The organism is Helicobacter apodemus (assembly GCF_000765745.2).
In the GTDB taxonomy this organism is placed as follows: domain Bacteria; phylum Campylobacterota; class Campylobacteria; order Campylobacterales; family Helicobacteraceae; genus Helicobacter_D; species Helicobacter_D apodemus.
The window spans coordinates 1-17,976 of record NZ_JRPC02000012.1 but is presented as its reverse complement, the minus strand read 5'-3'; the positions used below and the strand labels follow the sequence as shown (position 1 = coordinate 17,976).

The window sequence follows — 17,976 nt, the reverse complement described above, 5'->3', positions numbered from 1 at the left end:
ATTTGGTTTTCACAAGATTTCATAGGATTGCAAAGGTTGATTATCAATACAAAGTAAAGAAATTGCAACTATGGTATTTAAATACCCCTTTGGATTTCCCTCATAGGAGATGCCCTCAAGCACATCTAGTAGCCCTAAATTCTCTGCTACTTGCTTTAATTCCTCATCTTTACCATAGCGGTCAATATAATGCCTAAAACTTTCTCTCCAATTGATGTTTTGTGTTTCATTCTCAGCACTAGGGGCATTTAATTTAAACTCTGCCAAATAAGCTACTTTTAGCAATGAGGCAATTTTATCACGAAAAGTTTCAACATTAAGATACTCCGCTAAAGCATTAAGAGCAGATTCTCCCTCTCCCTTAAGTGCATATTCAAAAGCCACTTTAACACTGCTCTTAAATTCATCATAAAGATTTTTGGACTCTTGTAAAGAATAGAGCTCATAATTAGCCTCTATCATAGCAAAAGCCTCTACAAGTCGTCTTTCTTTGTAAAGATCTATAAATGCATTTTTATTTTCAATGGTTTTAATTTTCTCATTAGCAATGCTTGCAAATGGAACCATAGAAGCAAGTAATCCGCAAAGCTCTAAAGCTTTAGCATAATTTGCTTGATTCTCTAAGGCATTAATTCTTTGTAAAATCTGCTCCCCTATATACAAGGCATTTTTATAAAGCGATGTTTCTTTTAAAAAACTAAATTTTTCACAAATCTTGAAATATTCCCCATAATTCCTTGCTTTATATTCCGTTTCAGCGCGTAAAAATTTGCTGGTATTATTTAAAAGCATAGTAATCATTTCTTTTTTAGACTTAACATTTACAAAGATTTTTAACAAAGCTTGAGCCTTAGGAAGGTTTAACTTATGATCTGCAATAAGAAGTTTCTTAGCCCCCGTAAAACATTTCTCCCATAAATCCTCTAATTCCCCATAAGCAACCGTATTTTGAATATAAGGATGTTGCTGTGCTAATGTATAAGCTTGCCCATAATTTTTTGCCTCAATAGCATCCATAAATTTTGCCACACTTTCTTTTTGTTGCCAATAATAATCAAATTCCTCTTTTTTCTTTTTATCACGCATAAATGGCTCTACAAGTGTTGTTGCTTCCTCTATATTATTCTTAGCTAACAAATCAATAGCCCGCTCTAAAGTTTCTTTCCATAATGTTTCAACTTTTGTAATATATTCATTTAAAAGCTGCAAAAAAATATTTTTTTCTTGAAGAATTTTAATAGCAGCTTTTAAATCACTCTGCTCTAAAACTTTTAACATTTCCTCTTTAGTTTCTTCCATATCAATAATTTCAATAACCCCATCACTATACCCTATATAAAGCATATTTTCAGAAACAAACATAGCAGTAACACCTATGTGTTTTAAGATAATGCTATCTATTAAAGTATTAGTAGAAAGGTGCATTATGCGTAAAATATTATCCCTCCCTGCTACAATAGCAAAATCCTCATTGGGTAACTTCCTAGTAATAGTAAGCCAATATTTGCCTAACAAGTTCTCGCTAATAATGCTCTTTTTTAAAATATCATAAGTAATAGTCTTGCCATCTCTAGTAACACAAAAAATTTTTGTATTATTATCATAAAACACTACATCTTCAATCACAGAATCAAAATCCATATGGGCAATTTGCACATTCTTTAACAAATTTACAATAAAGGTATCTTTATTAAAAGAGCCTGCAAATAATAACTCCTCATCTTCACTAAACCTAAGGGAAGAAATCGCATCAGAGACAGGGGGAAAGCTAGTAAGTAATTGACAATTTTCACCAAAATATACTAATACTCTTCCATCTTGTCCTCCAACAGCAATATATCTATCTTTTGGAGAGAATACTATATTAGTAATGGGTAGTTTTTGCCAAGTTAAGGAAGTAATAGGAGCGATATTTTTTCCTACATTTAAAACAATGCCTTCGCTATTTTTAGTAAAACCAACAACTATCCTAGAAGTTTCATAAGAGATAGCAACAGCTTTACTAAAATGATGCAGAGGTTCTAATTTTTTTGAAAGCTGTAAAGTTTTATCAATGACTTTATTTTCTAACAAAAAGGTTGAAATATTATAAAAATTATCAATGCAAAGAATAGAAGTTTTATTGGTAGAAAGCCCAAGAACACTGCCAATAAGTTTTAATTTTTTTTTGATAGGAAACATAAAAATTCCTTAATTTCTCACTACCTAAATACTGCAAGAAATATTACTTTGCTTTTTGTAAAAAACTTCTTAACAAGAAATGCTAATTTAAGTTGTAACATAGCACAATAAATCTTTATTTATAAAAGCTCCTTATCTTTTCATCAAGTGGGGCTAAAAGCTTATAAAATGCTGGCACAATCAGTAAGCTTAAAAACATAGAAAGGGATAATCCGCCAATCATCGCAATCCCCATAGGGGATTTTATTGCACTCCCAGCACCTGCACTTAAAGCAAGGGGCAACATTCCAAAAATCATTGCAAAAGTGGTCATCAAAATAGGACGCAAACGCAATTCTCCAGCCTGTAAAATAGAATCTTCTAATCCCATTTTTTCGGCTCTTTTTTGGTTGGCCACATCAATGATTAAGGTCGCATTTTTCCCCACCAATCCCATTAAAAGCAATAATCCCATAATGCTAAAAAGACTTAAAGGTTCATTGCTTAAAAATAATGCCAAAAAAGCTCCAGTAAAGCTTAAGGGTAAAGTAACCATAACAATAAAAGGCTGCAGTAAAGATTCATATAAAGCCGCTAAGATAAAATAAATAAGGACAAAAGCACTCAAACTTGCGGTAATAAAAGCAGCATTAGTTTCTTTTAAATATTTTGCATAACCTTCAATTTTATAATTTACACCCTTATCTAACCACTCTCCCTTTTGCTCCTCAACAAACTTTGTAGCTTCCCCTAGGCTAATGCCATCACTTAAATTCGCATAAACTATCACACTTCTTTGTCTATCATAATGCTTAATAGAAGTAACTCCGCTAATCTCCTCTATGACTATTAAACCACTTAAAAACACATTTTCACCCTTAGCATTACGCAAACTTAGAGACTGCAAGTCTAAAATTTGACTTTTTTGGGGGGAGAGCAAAACAATATCATATTCTTTCCCATTTTCGCGATAATAAGAAATAGCTCCACTTCCACTAAAAGCACTATTTAAAACAAGAGCAATTTCTTTAGCACTAAACCCATATTCACTTGCTATTGCACGATTAATAATAATCCTATACTCGGGCGTTTTATCCTTAATATCTGTATGTATATCGAGGAATTTTCCGCTACTTTGCATAAAATCTAAAAGCTTTTGCAAACTTTGCTTAAGGCTTTCATTATCCAAAGAATACATCGCCATTTGAAAAGGGGAATCATCCTCTCCTAAGCTAATTTGAGGAATTTCAATAATAGTAATATCAATATTAAAATTTTTAGCAAATGCCTTATAAGAATGCCGCAAAGATTCTATGATTTGCTTTTGTTTCCTCTCTCTTTTATTATAAGGCACTAAACGCACATAAATCTTTGCTTCATAAACCTTTTTTTCTGATGTAAAGCCAATGTTTAAAAGGCTATATTCTACTTCTTTAATATTTTCTAAAAACTTTTGAATCTCTAAACTTTGTCTTTGCATCTCCTCTAGCGAGATTCCCGGTTTTGCAAGGATTTTTATATCAAACTCCGCCTTATCCTCTGCAGGGAGAAACTCCACCCCAAGTCTAGTAATTAAAAACAAAGAAACCACAAAAAGACTAAAAATACCAACAATGACCAAAATATATCGGGCTAAAACCCATTCCAAAAGACGAATATATAAAATCTCTAATGCCTTAAAGTATTTCTCACTTTTGTGATAAAAAAGGCTTTTTTTAGCATTAGCAATTCTAGCACTAAGCATAGGGATAAAAGTAATCACAATCCCATAAGAAATAAGAATAGCCGCTACAAGTGTAATACTAAAGGAAGTAAAAAACCTCCCTACTACACCACTTAGATTAGCAATAGGAAAAAACACCGCTAAGAGCATTGCAGAAATAGCAATTAAAGCAAAGCTAATTTCTTTTACCCCTTCATAAGCAGCTTCTAGCTTTGATAACCCAAGCTCTAATTTTTTATAAATATTTTCAATAACTACAATCGCATCATCAATAATAATACCAATAGCTAAGGTAAGGGCTATCATAGTAGCGAGGTTTAAAGTCATTCCAAAAAGCTGCATACAAGCAAAAGTCCCCAAAATAGAAGCAGGGATACTAAGACTTGAAATAAAAGTAATCCTTATATTCCTTAAAAAGAAAAAAACAATAAAAACCGCTAAAAACGCCCCTAAGATTAAATCAAATTCCACCGCATTAATGCTATCTTGAATATAAGAAGTAGTATTCCGCACAATTTTTATGGAATACTCTGCATTTTGCTCTTGCAAAATGGGTAATAACTCTTGCACTGCTTTAGCAATTTCTATCTCATTAGCTCCGGTGATTTTTTGAATCTCTAATAAAATACCCTCATAAGTATCACTCTTTAACCCGAGCGAAGAAAAGCTCCTAGCCTCTTGTGTAGAATCTTCAACTCTAGCAATATCACTAAGCTTAATGTTGTTAGCGACAATAATATCCTCTAATCCTTGAATATTCTGTGCATCTGCCTTTGTTACAAGCCTCCACTCTCTTTGCTTATCAACAAGCCTCCCACCATCAATTTCAATATTTTGCGTAGAAACTGCATAGGCAATATCATTAAAAGAGAGATTATATTTATTTAAAGCACCCAAATTAGGGTATATTCTAATCTCTCGCTCTAAAAACCCTACAAGATTGACTTTCCCCACTCCTTTAATACGTTGCAACAAAGGCTTAATGTTTCCATTAACATAAGTATGAAAGGCTAAAGTTTCTTGCGTATTAGCAAAAGACTCTTTAGGGGCAATAAACAAAGAAATAATAGGAGCTCCCCCAATATTAACTTTCTCAACAATAGGAGATTTTACTTCACTCCCAAAACTTACGCCTGAAACCTTATCACGCACATCATTAGCCGCTATTTCAATAGGTTTTTCTAGCTCAAATTCCGCCGCTACCACACTAACACTATCCGCACTAAGGGAAGTAATTTTTTTAAGTGATTCTATACCACTAATGGCTTCTTCAATTTTATCGGTTATTTTTCCCTCAATAATTTCTGGATTAGCCCCGGGATAAAAAGTCGTAATGGTGATGATGGGAACATCTACATTAGGATAGAGGGAGATACTAAGATTCCTTAAGGCATTCACACCAAAAAACATCAAAGCTAAAACAAACATCAAAGTAGTAATAGGTCTAGCAATGGCAATTTTAGACATTCCTACTCCACAATAAATCCATCACCAAAAGTCCCTGAAGGAATTTCTATATCCACTATCAAAGCCTCCGCCATAGCTTTTTTGCTCTTTGTATTAATACTAGGATAAACCTTGTTTAACACTAAAGGTATTTCTTGCTTCTTTCCATTAAGAGAGATGATGAATTTATCTCCCACCTTGACTTCTTGAAAATACTTTGAATCAAATTCTAATATAGCCTTTTTGTCAAAAGTTTCTAAACCCAACAATGGAGAGCCACCTATAGCCTCACCAACTTCTACATTTTTAGCAACAATCACTCCACTAAAGGGTGCATAAAGGGTTGCATTATCTAGCAATTCTTTTTGCAAAGCATAATTAGCTCGTGCTTTTTTTAGTTCAAAACCACTTGTGTAATATTCAGTTTTGATTTTTTCTAAAGTGTTCTTATCAAGTGCCATTTGGGATTTCTGGTAACGTTCATATTGGTGTGTGATAAATTGGTATTTTTGTTCTAAAGCCTCCATTGTAGCCTTAGCAATTTGTAACTTTTGATAAAGTTCTTTTGTTTTAAGCTGCAAAAGCCTATCCCCTTTTTCCACCTTATCTCCAACCTCTACAAAAATAGATTCTACAATCCCACTACTTGCAAGGCTTAAAGTAGCACTTTGGGAAGCTCTCACGATAAAGGTTGCATAAATTCCCCTTTCTATACTCTCTTTACCAATAACAGGTAAAAACCCTAATAAAACAACAAAAACATTCAACCACCGCATAACCAGACCTTATAAATAATCACTTAATTTTTCCCCATTCTTAAAGAGAAATTCTGCCTTTTTAATCTCATAATCAAAACGGGATTCCTCATAAAAAGATTCCGCATTTAATAATAAAGAAAGGGATTTAAGGTATTGGGTATAATCAATAAGCTCTGCGTTAAACTTTTCTTTGGCATAGGCATAAGCAATATTTGCAGAATCCAAACTAGATTTTGCCCATTTTATCTTTTCTTTAGCGCTATTTAGGGCATTTTTAGCGATAACTTGCTCCCTTTTTTGCAAGTCCTTTTGGTAAAAATATTCCGCATTTGCAGCTAATGCTAAAAACTTAGAAGATTCCCTTTGCCTAAAAGTTGCAAGGGTATCAAAAATAGTCATAGAAATATCAATCCTAAACACATTTTGGTATTTAGGTTCTTGCAAGGCTAAAGGAAAAGGGAGCGTAGGGATATTCCTATGGCGATAATCAAAATTGGTGTAACGATTATAAAAGGTAATGGTTGGGAGATAAGTATATTGTGAAGTTGTGGCTTCTATACCTTTAACTTGATAAAACTTAGATTGCAAAGCAAAGGTATCACTACTTGGTTTATAAACCTCAATGCTTTTTAACTGCGTATTAGGGTTTAAATCCTCCACTTCCACTCCGCTTAAAAGGCTTAAACGCTCCTTATAAGCCCTTAAAGCGACATTAGCACTTTCTAATTGATAAGCATTTTGTGAAAATTGTGCCTTAATAGCTTCTAAAGTATCTTTGGAAGTAAGCTCTGAAAAAACAAGTATTTGGTATTTAGCAATACTCTCTTCTAGCTCTTTTTGTTGGTACTTTAAAGCATTGATTTGAGATTCTACACTTAGGGCTTGAAAATAAGTTTGGATAATTTGCAGATGAATCTGCTCTTGTGTTGCTTGTGTTTGGAATTTAGAAGATTGTATTTGATAATCTGCACTAGTAAGCTTCCCCTCTCTTTTTAGCCCATCAAAGAGTAACCAAGAAGCTTCTAAATAAACACCATTAGTATTTTTAGGATAGAAAATATCAGGATTTTTAAATTCTGTATAAGCATAGCCTATTTCAACCTTTGGTAAATAGCCTGCATAAAGAGCTTGTTTTTGAGAGTGCAAAGCCTTTGTCTGGTATTCTTGTGCTTCTAAAAGAGAGTTTTTAGAGGATTGATAAAGAAGTTCTTTTAAGCCCTTAGCTTCTAAGATTGTTAAAAGCGACAAAAGGCAAAACCATACCCGTAACAACAACCTAAACTCCTAAATATTTCTTACATTATTACGAAAATTTACTTAAATTTTTAAAAATAAAGGGGGATTCAACAAAAACACATTAGCATACATTTTTATTTATAAGGTAGGCTATGGAAGTTGCTCTATATTTACATATTCCTTTTTGTGATAGCAAATGTGGTTATTGTGCTTTTAACTCTGCTACCAATCAAAATCATCTCAAAACCTCTTATATGGAAGCACTCCATAAACATTTGCAGCGTCAAATACAATATTTACAAATCTCTCAATTCTCTTCTGTTTATATCGGTGGGGGGACGCCTAATGTCATTGATTCTGGCTTTTATAAACCTATCTTTGAAACCTTGCAACCCTATATCTCAAATAATAGTGAGGTCAATATTGAAGCTAATCCTAACTCACTAACTTTGCAATGGCTTAAAAGTTTAAAAAGTCTTGGGGTTAATCGCTTAAGCCTAGGGGTGCAAAGCTTCTTTGATAAAAAACTACAATTCCTAGAGAGGATTCACCAAAAGGATTGCATTGCTAAAGCCTTTGAAGTAATCCAACAAGCAAAAATAGAAAATGTAAGCTTAGATTTGATTTATGGCACTCCTTTTTGCACAAAAGAAATTTTAGAGCTAGAATTAGCACAAGCTTCACAAATGCCAATTAATCATCTCTCTGCTTATCAATTAAGCATTGATGAGGGGAGTAAATTTTTCTTACAAAACAAACAAGAAAGAGAGGGAGACTTTGAAGAATTCCCTAGTATGGGGCATTTTATTAAGTCTTATTTACAATCTTGTGGATTTTATCAATATGAAGTTAGTAACTACGCAAGGGATTATCGTTGCAAACATAATCTTAATTATTGGGAGAGAAAGCCTTATTTAGGAGTTGGTGCAGGTGCGGTTAGTTGCATTAATGATATAAGGAGTTATACACAAAAAGATATAAAAACCTATATCCAAGAAAAAAACCAAGATAAAGAAAGCAAAGAAGTTTTAAGCCCCCAAGATATAGAGCTAGAAACTTTATTTTTAGGGTTTCGCTCTTGTGTTGGAGTGGCAGAAAAGAAAATTACTCAAACCAAACATTTAAAAATACTCTTAGAAGAAAAAAAGGTTGAAAAAAGGGGCGATAAAATCTATGCAAAAGATTATTTTCTAAGCGATTCTCTAGCACTTTTTTTACAAGATTAGCCCATCATTAGATGCACTTAGGCATAAAATGCAATGAACTTGTGCTATGGTTTAATAAAGGGAATCCCTGATTGAAGTTTTAAAATATTAAAATCCTTAAGGAAGTTTAGATTATCTTATCCTTTATTAAGGCTATCTTTTGAGCTTTGCAAAGGTTTTAAGATTCTATACATAAACTTTAAGTTTAGAATCTAAAGAGTTTTTAGGGGTATTTATTTTTCCAAATCATTAATGTTTATTGTACATTCCTCTCCCTCTTGACTTTGGATTAATTGCTCTAATGCTTCAATGTTTTCTTTGAAGCTTACCAGTGCGTTTTCTGCCTTTAAGCCAATCATCAAGAGTCTATAAACCTTTGGGCGATCTTTTTTCCGCTTCCTCAAAGTTTTCACATTAATATCTAATTTACCTGCAAGATCGCGTTGCGTCATTTCAAACCTCTTAAATTTTGCAAAAATCTATCCTTTATCGCTTTAAAACACAACAAGGTAAATTTAGGGCTTTTTAATTATAAAAAGAGTAAAAATAGGATTTAATTTTTATTTTCTAGGTTAAAAAATGCAAAAAACTCTCAAAGAAAAGCATAATATTATCTATGGAGATTTAAACCAACAAAAGAATCACAAAGTAAATTTTGTAGGCTCTCATAATATTTTATATTTCGCAGGGGTTAGTCATAACATCAATATCACTTTTATGGCAATAATAGCTTAGTTTTTATTGGAAATAATATCCGCTTCAATGGCACGATAACAACTACCACAAATGGAGTTTGCTATATTGGTGATGATTCTACTTTTAATGGTGTAAGTATTAAAGTCTATGAGAGCAAACACATCATTATTGGGAATGATTGTATGTTTTCGTGGAGTATTTGGCTTAACACTTGCGATCATCATTTGATTTTTGATTCTAATAACTTCCAAAGAACAAATTTTAGCAAAAGCATTTATATAGGAGACCACATTTGGTGTGGGCAAGAGAGTGCAATACTTAAGGGTGCATTTATCCCAAGCGGTAGTATTATAGGGGCTAAAGCGTGATTAGTGGCATAAAGAATCTAATAGCATTTATGCAGGAAATCTGGCACTATGTATCAAAGAACATAGATTTTGGCTACGCGATGATCCAGTATATGAGCTTTGGACACAAGAGCAAACTACACTCCATACTCAAAGAGAAACAAATGATTTTCACTATATTTACCAAAAAGACAAATTCCTCTCCCAAATCCTTAGAAGCAAAGCTGCAATCCCTAGATAATGCCTTAGAAAAACTAGAATTGCTCTATGATTGCCTCTATTGCAACCGCTCTAAAAACCGCTTTGCTTATTTTAAAGATTGCGACCTCAATACCCCCTTGCCACCATTTCCTAAATTATTCCATAAGATAACTTTTACCACTCCGGATATAAATCCCCCTACACAAAAACATTTACTCACTGGAGCTGCAAACAGGGTAAAAAATCATCTAGCCTATAAATTAGGAAGTTGCTTAATCCTAAACTCTAAAAGCTTCTTAGGATATATCAGAATGCCCTATGCTCTTAGCTATCTAAAAGCTCAACATAAAATGGAGCAAGAGAAATACCAAAAAACCTTACAAAAAATCCCGCCGACAAGCTTCCTAAACTGGAATCCTATGCAGATTACAAGGAAGCTTTAAAAGGAAAACAATACTTTACTTATAAGCTTGGAGAAATGCTTATAGAAGCGGATAAAAATTGGTATAAAGGAGGGTATTTAAGATTCTACTTCTTAGTAATACCTAGATTAAAAAGAGAATTTCAAGAAAAACAAAGGTAAAAGCAAAAATAAAATTTCCTTGTAATAGCTCATTCTAAGACTTTAGCTAAATCTAGTAAAAGCCTTTGACTTACCTTTTGTTATTTTAAGGATAAAAGGTAAAGAATGCCCTTTTTAGTATTAAGTCCATCTACCCACCTCCTCATACATTTTTGTAAGCTTAAACATTAAAACTCCACTATCGAAATATTTTAATAAATGTGAAATATCAGCTTTATTTGCTCTTAGAGGGGGTAAAACTCTAAGATTCCACTTTTTCTAGGCACAAAAATTCAAAAATTGAAACAAAGCTTTCTGTTTCAAATTTATTTATTTACTCCTAATATTTAGCTTAGGGCTAAATCCTGTTTAAATTGGAGCAATCTTTCACTTTGATTATCAAGTGCTCTAATGATGATAGCCCCATTATTTGTGCTTATTCCGACATTTAAAGAGCTATTTTGGATTTTTTGCTCTAAGGATTGGATATTTATAGTATCATCAAATATAATAATACTTAAAATATGGGTATATTCATCAAAAAGGCAAGGATTTTGTAAATCCATTTCTGCAGGCTTAAGGTGCATATTTTCAAAAAATACCAAATTATTGTCTTTATAAATACAAACCTTTGAGCGAAACTCTAAAAAATCAAATATTTCACCACAAGCTCTAGCACATAAGATCTCACTATAATGTAATTTAGCATTCTTATAAAGATAAATATCCATTGTGTTTTTAAAAGAAGCATTTTTAAAAAGCAATGTGGGTAAAGGGGCATAATCTAAAAAAGCATTTTCTTCAACTATGATTTGTGTTTGTTTGCTGGCATAACCACCTTGTGTATCGTGTATTTTTTCATAACTTTGTGAAGTTAATCTTATTTTACTTTCTTTGCCAATATGTATAGCAATATCTTGTTTATCATCTTTAAGTAGCCCAGCAGATACGGATATAAGCATAATTTCAGCCATATCTCCATCTTCTAATGGGCTTATTATTTTTAAGGGTGGAGTAAAAAACATCTCATCAATGATATTTTTACCATTTAACCCTTTTTTGGTTTTAAGCTTTAAAATACTCTCTTGTGTAAAGCTACTCATAGACAATCTTCTAAAAGTGCGTATTTTTTTATCCATTCAATCACCGCATTAACTCCCTCTTGAGAGCGGATATTGGTGAATAAAAATGGCTTATCCCCACGCATTTTTTTAGTATCTGCTTCCATTATGCTTAAATTTGCACCCACATAAGGGGCTAAGTCAATTTTATTGATAATAAGCAAATCTGAACGCATAATACCCGGACCACCTTTTCTTGGGATTTTATCTCCTTGTGCCACATCAATAACAAAAATGGTAAAATCCGCTAATTCTGGACTAAATGTCGCACTAAGGTTATCCCCCCCACTTTCTATGAATAAAATCTCAATATCTGGGAATCTCTCCTGCATTTCTTCTATGGCTTCAAGATTCATAGAAGCATCTTCTCTAATAGCAGTATGAGGGCAACCACCTGTTTCTACTCCTATTATTCTCTCACTAGGAAGCACAGAGTTTTTACTCATAAACTCTGCATCCTCTTGTGTATAAATATCATTGGTAATAACCCCAAGGGAATATTGTTCATTCATCTTGCGTGTAAGGGATTCTATAAGGGCAGTTTTGCCACTTCCCACAGGTCCGCATACGCCTATCTTTACCATATTTCTCCTTTATGACATATATAATCTTGTGGGTAAATATTGATGTTGCATTGCTTTAATTTCATTTGCAATAGCGTTATTACACAAATCTTGTTTTTTAAGACACTCTAATTTTTGGCATAAAATATCAAATTCCTTATGTAAAGAAGCTAAAATTTCTTGCCCATCACTTTGTGCAAGCGGAATGAGTTTTACGCAGTTAGTTAAAGCTTGAGAGCTTTGGGCATATAAATAATGGCATAAAGAATCTTGATAATTTAATCCATAAGCTACACAAAATACACTATAGGCAACCACATAAATAGGATTCTTGCTTGTTTGTGTATAGGCTGTAAAGAATGCTTTTTGCTCTAATTTTATAGCATTAATAGTTTTTATAAATCGCAGCCCTAATTTTCGTATAGCATTTAAAACTTCTCTTGCAGAGGTTGCTGCTGCAATAATAGATTCTATTTCAAAAATTTCCTCTAAACAATGTGCTTTTCTTATAAGCTTTATGGCTAGTAAATCAGTATATAACATTTGCGTATGCAAATAAGCTTTAAGATAATCTCTAGCATCATATTTATTTTTTATCTTGCCTAATTGCACATAGCTTTCTAATCCAAAAGAATGCGTATAGCTACCTATGGGAAAAAGTGTATCATTGATTTGTAAAAGCAAAAAGTTCAATTTATTCCTTTTTTGTAATTTTGATAGAAAAATGTTGGCTTTGAATAATTTTTGGCTCACTTGCAATAGGATAGGTAATATTGATTCTATCTTTAGAATCTAGCACGCACCATTTTTTTTCAAATGCGATACCTTGCCTTTGGAGGATTCTTTGTAATGGTTTTTCAAAGGGTGCTTGAAACTCCATTGTGGTTTTATTGCAAAAAAGTGGTATATGCAAATTCCCAATCTCATAGCATAATCTAGCCATAATATGCCAATGCGTTGGTTGCATACAAAGCACCCAAGTAGGCAAAATAGAGATAATGATTGCTCTATTTTCATCTAAAAAAAGAATATCTCCATTATTTAATCCACATTCTGGTGCTTGAATAAGCTTCATTGCTATAACTTGCCCATTTTGTGAGCTTAAACGTGCAATTTTTTTTCTTGTATCATACCAAGCCATTTGCACTTCATCAATCTCTAAATGCGTTGCATCTATATCTTTAATGTTGCCAATAATATGTTCTACTTGCATCAGTGCCAATATCCTATAAGGATAAGCCAAGATGGAATCCAAGCGGTGAAGATTCCCTCTGCAATGGCTAAATAAGGCATAAATTGAAACTCAATTTTTACAACACTCTTCCTCCAACCACACAAAACACGCCAAATAAACCCTATAAAAGCAAACCCAACACCCACTTTTTTGCTTTTAAGAGGGTTTAAATAAGCCACCGCCCCCACATTAAAGCACCATAGAGGGGGTAAAAGATAGATAAAGCCCAAAAGCCATCTTGCAAAGATATTTATCATAGAAGCACTTTTGCTATCAATACAAGTAAAGTGACAAACACCATTATTCATTAAAACAATAGCCACATCCATTAATAATGCCTAATATTTACACCCTAAAATAAGCTATAAAGTTGCCCTAAAGAGACTTTATCAACAAATTTAGAAGTGATTTTTTTACCCTTTACACTGACTTCATAGGTTTGCGGATTGACTTTAATGGGTGTAACAACATCATTAAATTTCATATCCTTTTTGGTAATCTTGCGACAATTTTTAACGGGCAAAAGGATTCTTTGAAGCCCAAATTTTTCTTTAATATTTGTATCATAGGCAATTTTTGAAACAAAAGTAATTCCACAATCATATTTTGCTTTTCCATAGCTACCAAACATTGGTGCATAGACAACAGGTTCTGGAGTAGGAATGGAAGCATTACAATCTCCCATTTTTGCCGCTACAATCATTCCATTTTTTAAAATCATTTCTGGCTTTACACCAAACATACTAGGTTTCCAAAGCACTAAATCTGCAAATTTACCCACTTCAACAGAGCCTACATATTCTGAAATTCCATGAGCAATAGCTGGATTAATGGTATATTTTGAAATATATCTTTTGATTCTAAAATTATCATTTTCCCCGCATTCCTCTTTTAAAGCCCCAAATTCATTTTTGCACTTATCCGCAGTTTGCCAAGTCCTTATGATGACTTCACCCACTCTACCCATAGCTTGAGAATCTGAACTTGTAATGGAGAAAATCCCCATATCGTGGAGTGTATCTTCTGCAGCAATAGTTTCTGGGCGGATTCTACTATCAGCAAATGCCACATCCTCTTTAATTTTTTTATCTAAATGATGGCATACCATAAGCATATCTAAATGTTCATCGGCGGTATTTTTTGTAAAGGGAATTGTAGGGTTTGTAGAGGCAGGTAGGATATTTAGCTCTCCTGCAGCCTTAATAATATCTGGAGCGTGTCCTCCACCCGCACCTTCAGTATGGAATGTATGGATAGTTCTCCCCCTAATTGCTCTCATTGTGTCTTCAACACAACCTGCTTCATTTAAAGTATCTGTGTGAATAGCCACTTGCACATCATATTTTTCAGCGACATTTAAAGCGTGGTTAATCGCAGCAGGAGTAGAACCCCAATCCTCGTGAATTTTTAACCCCAATGCTCCAGATGTAATTTGCTCCTCTAATGCCTCCTCATTAGAGCTATTGCCTTTGCCTAAAAACCCTAGATTCATAGCATATTCTTCAGCAGCACGTAACATTTGTTGTATATTCCATTTTCCAGGTGTGCAAGTAGTAGCATTTGTTCCAGCTGCGGGTCCTGTGCCTCCACCAATCATTGTTGTTATACCACTATAAAGTGCGGTTGGGATTTGTGTAGGAGAGATAAAATGGATATGTGTATCAATCCCACCTGCTGTAAGTATTTGTCCTTCGCCGGCTATAACCTCTGTTGCTGCACCTACAACCATTGTTTGGAATACATTATCTTGAATATCAGGATTCCCAGCCTTACCAATGCCTATAATTTTTCCATTTTTGATACCAATATCCGCCTTATAAATCCCTGTATAATCAATAATCATTGCATTGGTAATAACCACATCAAGCACATTTTCATACATACTTGCACTTTGAGCCATACCATCACGGATAGTTTTTCCGCCACCAAATTTAATCTCTTCGCCATAGGTCGTATAGTCTTTTTCAATTTCTGCGAATAAATTTGTATCCCCTAGACGCACTTTATCACCAGTAGTTGGTCCATACATAGAAACATATTGTTTTCTTGAAATCTTTATCATATCCTATCCTTATCCGCCTTATTGTTTTGATTTATTGGAATATTGCTTAAGTCATTAAATCCAATAATCTTTTGTTTGCCCCCAAAATCAATCAGATTTACGCTTTTTTCTTCACCAGGTTCAAAACGGACAGAGGTGCCAGAGGCAATATCTAAACGTTTGCCATAGGCTTGTTTTCTATCAAATTCTAAGAGTGTATTGACTTCAAAAAAATGAAAATGAGAACCTACTTGTATGGGTCTATCACCTTTATTAGAGACTTTAATGCTTATAGATTCTTTATTGGCATTAAGGATAATATCCTCATTTTTTAAGATATATTCACCAGGAGTAAGTTTGCCATTATCCTCAATGGGATTATGGATTGTTACAAGCTTTGTGCCATCAGGGAAGCTTACTTCTACTTGCACTTCATCAACCATACTTGCTACGCCATCCATTACTTCATTAGCTCTAAGAATCTCTCTACCAAATTGCATTAATTCTGCTACGCTTTTGTTTCCTTCTCGGGCAAGCTCCATAACCTCCATACTAATAAGGGCTATGGATTCTACATAATTGAGTTTAATTCCGCGTTCTTTACGCGATTTAGCTAATACTCCGGCATAATGAAGCATTAGTTTGTCTAATTCTTTAGGCATTAATCTCATATTATCTCCTCATATTTTTATATTTTCTCTAAAAGAATTTAAGAATTCTAAAAATTTATGATAAATGCTTACTCAATAATCTAGGATTCCAAACATCTACCTAATATCTTAAAATGCCAAATTTAAGATTTATCAATTACATAAAACTTATTTTAGTAACTCCAAATGCAAGGAGATTATAGAAAAAAATTCATTATATCGGAATTAACAATACCGCAAATATTCTTTTTCTTGACACTTAAAGTTTGTTTGATACTGCCTAATCCTTATACTTTGCAACTTTTATGCAGTTTTGATACTTAAAATACCTTTATTATCTATTGTTTGTAATCCTCTTACTTACAATTCTTAAATAATCTAAATTTATCTTGTTCTTAAAACTTGAATGTATTAAAAATGCCAAGAAAGCTATAAGTTGCTATTCCTTATCCTTCCTCACAAATCCTAAGAAACTCTTGATAATATTTCCAAGAATCTATAATATGGGGAGATTGCGATTTAATAATTTCAATATCTCCTTGAACTTGCTTTTTAAATTCTAAGGCAAGTTGCGGATGATTTTTAAAATAGTTTAATATATCTTGTTCGCTAAAAAGATTGTCTTGAGTATTTTTGATATAACCCCTTAATGCACTAAAATATTTCTTAAAATATTCTTGAAGCAATCGCAATAAAGTTTTATTTTCCATTAATACTCTAAATTCCTCTTGCTTAACATACAAAACAAGATTATCTTGTGGTGCTTTAACCTTTATAAAATTCATTATATTTATAAGCTTATTATCGTAATTTGGATGCAATTGATAGGTTGTAATCAATACTTGTATTTCTTGTATGTGTTTATCAACATCTTTTGTATCCACTCTTAAGTTACAAGGCAGCATTATTAAACCCTCATACCTATTAACCTTACCACTAAAAGCTTTGGAATTTTGTGGAAGATTAAAATGTAAGATTTTAGATAATTGCATAAAAGTATAAAAAGCCCTCTCTCCACTAATTGCATCAATAGGGATAAAATAAACTTTAGAAATGGCATTTTTGAGCCATTTCAATCTTAACCCAAGCCCTCCCAAGTCTCCCCACATTAAAGAAAAATTATTCCCCTTGAGGATATTAATATCGGGTTTATTTTTATAAGCTCCACGATAATAAATTTGCGGAAATGATATTTCATCCTTTAAAGAAAAATTTTTAAACTTAGTTATAGACTCTGTGCTAACAATATGATTAACACCTGTTTTTAATCGACTAATATAATCTCTAGTAATACTAAAGATGGGAACTTTTTTATCTAACAAATTACCAAATTTTTCTGCACCCTTTTGCCAAGCATTAAAAGAAAATATAATATTTTTACTCTCTAAATAATTTTGATATAAATAAATATACGCACTTTTGTATTCTTTAAACCTCCAACATAGTGTGCAAAATTCAATCCCCTCACAATAACCAAAAAAGAATTGTGTTGCCTCCCCACCTGCAGAGCTATTATAAAGCCAAATACCATTATACCCCCCAACTAATGGCAAATTCAAATCCCAAGCAAGGGAAGCAGGAATACTCTCATAACTTAAATTAGCATAAGGTTGTAAGGATTCTTCATTCTTAGATTCTACATTTTCACTATCTCTATCCCCTATCCCTTTATTTATCTCTGTTTTTACTTCTACTAATTCCTCCCTATTCTCTTTTTGATTTTGTATCTCTTGTTGCTTACTTATTTCTTTAATAATCCCTTTTATATTTTGCGTTTCTTTCTCTTTCGTTTCTTTACTATTACTTTGAGTTTCTTTACTTTGAATCTCTACTTCTTTACCCTCTTTAGTTTCTCTATTTCTATCCTCTTTAATCTCCTTACTCTTTACCTCATTATTGCTTTTAATCTCTTTACTCTTTAGCTCTTCTTTACCCTCCTTATCCTCTCTTTGAGATTTTACTTCTATGCTTTCTTTCTTATATAATCTCTTAGGATTAAGTAAAGGGGGATAAGGATGATTAGTCTTTATATA

General features: G+C 33.0%; 17 protein-coding genes. 3 read left to right on the top strand and 14 right to left on the bottom strand.

What is annotated here, in order from left to right; translation table 11 throughout:
- Positions 1-9 precede the first annotated feature (9 nt).
- The 4 genes from LS72_RS05435 to LS72_RS05420 form a co-directional block, all read right to left on the bottom strand.
- Entirely contained in the window at positions 10-2,181 is a 2,172-nt protein-coding gene (locus LS72_RS05435; protein WP_034553508.1) for a WD40 repeat domain-containing protein, read from the bottom strand.
- Between the two features lie 115 nt (positions 2,182-2,296).
- Positions 2,297-5,350, bottom strand: coding sequence for an efflux RND transporter permease subunit (locus LS72_RS05430; RefSeq protein WP_034553509.1), 3,054 nt, complete (start codon positions 5,348-5,350; stop codon positions 2,297-2,299).
- Positions 5,351-5,352: 2 nt separating this feature from the next.
- Positions 5,353-6,105, bottom strand: coding sequence for an efflux RND transporter periplasmic adaptor subunit (locus tag LS72_RS05425; protein WP_034553510.1), 753 nt, complete (start codon positions 6,103-6,105; stop codon positions 5,353-5,355).
- 9 nt (positions 6,106-6,114) lie between these two features.
- Positions 6,115-7,362, bottom strand: coding sequence for a TolC family protein (locus tag LS72_RS05420; protein ID WP_138155157.1), 1,248 nt, complete (start codon positions 7,360-7,362; stop codon positions 6,115-6,117).
- Positions 7,363-7,475: 113 nt separating this feature from the next.
- Between LS72_RS05420 and hemW the strand changes: the two genes are divergently transcribed.
- Positions 7,476-8,549 carry a radical SAM family heme chaperone HemW gene (hemW, locus tag LS72_RS05415; RefSeq protein WP_034554314.1) on the top strand — a complete coding sequence of 358 codons (1,074 nt, stop codon included), beginning with the start codon at positions 7,476-7,478 and terminating at the stop codon, positions 8,547-8,549.
- Between the two features lie 212 nt (positions 8,550-8,761).
- Here the strand turns inward: hemW and LS72_RS05410 are convergent, their stop codons facing one another.
- Positions 8,762-8,980 (bottom strand): hypothetical protein, encoded by a 219-nt coding sequence (locus tag LS72_RS05410; protein ID WP_034554315.1) that lies wholly within the window; start codon positions 8,978-8,980, stop codon positions 8,762-8,764.
- A 127-nt stretch (positions 8,981-9,107) separates the two neighbouring features.
- On the opposite strand from LS72_RS05410, the gene LS72_RS10830 reads away from it, so the two are divergent.
- Complete coding sequence (locus LS72_RS10830; protein ID WP_194145563.1) at positions 9,108-9,263, top strand: hypothetical protein; 156 nt, start codon at positions 9,108-9,110, stop codon at positions 9,261-9,263.
- Here the strand turns inward: LS72_RS10830 and LS72_RS05405 are convergent.
- Positions 9,260-9,475: a hypothetical protein gene (locus LS72_RS05405; RefSeq protein ID WP_138155155.1), complete on the bottom strand. Its 216-nt coding sequence runs from the start codon at positions 9,473-9,475 to the stop codon at positions 9,260-9,262. The two genes, LS72_RS10830 and LS72_RS05405, sit on opposite strands and share 4 nt — an antisense overlap.
- Positions 9,476-9,621: 146 nt before the next feature.
- On the opposite strand from LS72_RS05405, the gene LS72_RS10825 reads away from it, so the two are divergent.
- The gene (locus LS72_RS10825) at positions 9,622-10,215 is read left to right on the top strand and encodes a hypothetical protein (RefSeq protein ID WP_194145562.1); all 594 of its coding nucleotides are present in this window, start codon (positions 9,622-9,624) and stop codon (positions 10,213-10,215) included.
- Positions 10,216-10,681: 466 nt separating this feature from the next.
- Here LS72_RS10825 and LS72_RS05395 read toward each other — a convergent pair whose 3' ends face one another.
- The 8 genes from LS72_RS05395 to LS72_RS05360 all read right to left on the bottom strand — a co-directional run.
- Entirely contained in the window at positions 10,682-11,473 is a 792-nt protein-coding gene (locus tag LS72_RS05395) for an urease accessory protein UreD (RefSeq protein WP_238700722.1), read from the bottom strand.
- Positions 11,434-12,039 carry an urease accessory protein UreG gene (gene ureG, locus LS72_RS05390; protein ID WP_034554319.1) on the bottom strand — a complete coding sequence of 202 codons (606 nt, stop codon included), beginning with the start codon at positions 12,037-12,039 and terminating at the stop codon, positions 11,434-11,436. The genes LS72_RS05395 and ureG overlap by 40 nt, the downstream gene beginning before the upstream one ends.
- A gap of 9 nt (positions 12,040-12,048) precedes the next feature.
- Complete coding sequence (locus LS72_RS05385) at positions 12,049-12,711, bottom strand: urease accessory protein UreF (protein WP_034554321.1); 663 nt, start codon at positions 12,709-12,711, stop codon at positions 12,049-12,051.
- A 1-nt stretch (position 12,712) separates the two neighbouring features.
- Positions 12,713-13,231, bottom strand: coding sequence for an urease accessory protein UreE (gene ureE / locus LS72_RS05380; protein WP_034554322.1), 519 nt, complete (start codon positions 13,229-13,231; stop codon positions 12,713-12,715).
- Complete coding sequence (locus LS72_RS05375; RefSeq protein WP_034554324.1) at positions 13,231-13,581, bottom strand: AmiS/UreI family transporter; 351 nt, start codon at positions 13,579-13,581, stop codon at positions 13,231-13,233. Before LS72_RS05375 ends, ureE begins: the two co-directional genes overlap by 1 nt.
- Positions 13,582-13,604: 23 nt before the next feature.
- Positions 13,605-15,314 carry an urease subunit beta gene (gene ureB / locus LS72_RS05370; RefSeq protein ID WP_034554325.1) on the bottom strand — a complete coding sequence of 570 codons (1,710 nt, stop codon included), beginning with the start codon at positions 15,312-15,314 and terminating at the stop codon, positions 13,605-13,607.
- On the bottom strand, positions 15,311-15,964 hold the full coding sequence (gene ureA / locus LS72_RS05365) for an urease subunit alpha (RefSeq protein ID WP_034554327.1): 654 nt from the start codon (positions 15,962-15,964) through the stop codon (positions 15,311-15,313). The genes ureB and ureA overlap by 4 nt, the downstream gene beginning before the upstream one ends.
- 425 nt (positions 15,965-16,389) lie before the next feature.
- Positions 16,390-17,976: DUF2972 domain-containing protein (locus LS72_RS05360; protein WP_138155153.1), on the bottom strand; the 1,587-nt coding region annotated here is incomplete at its 5' end.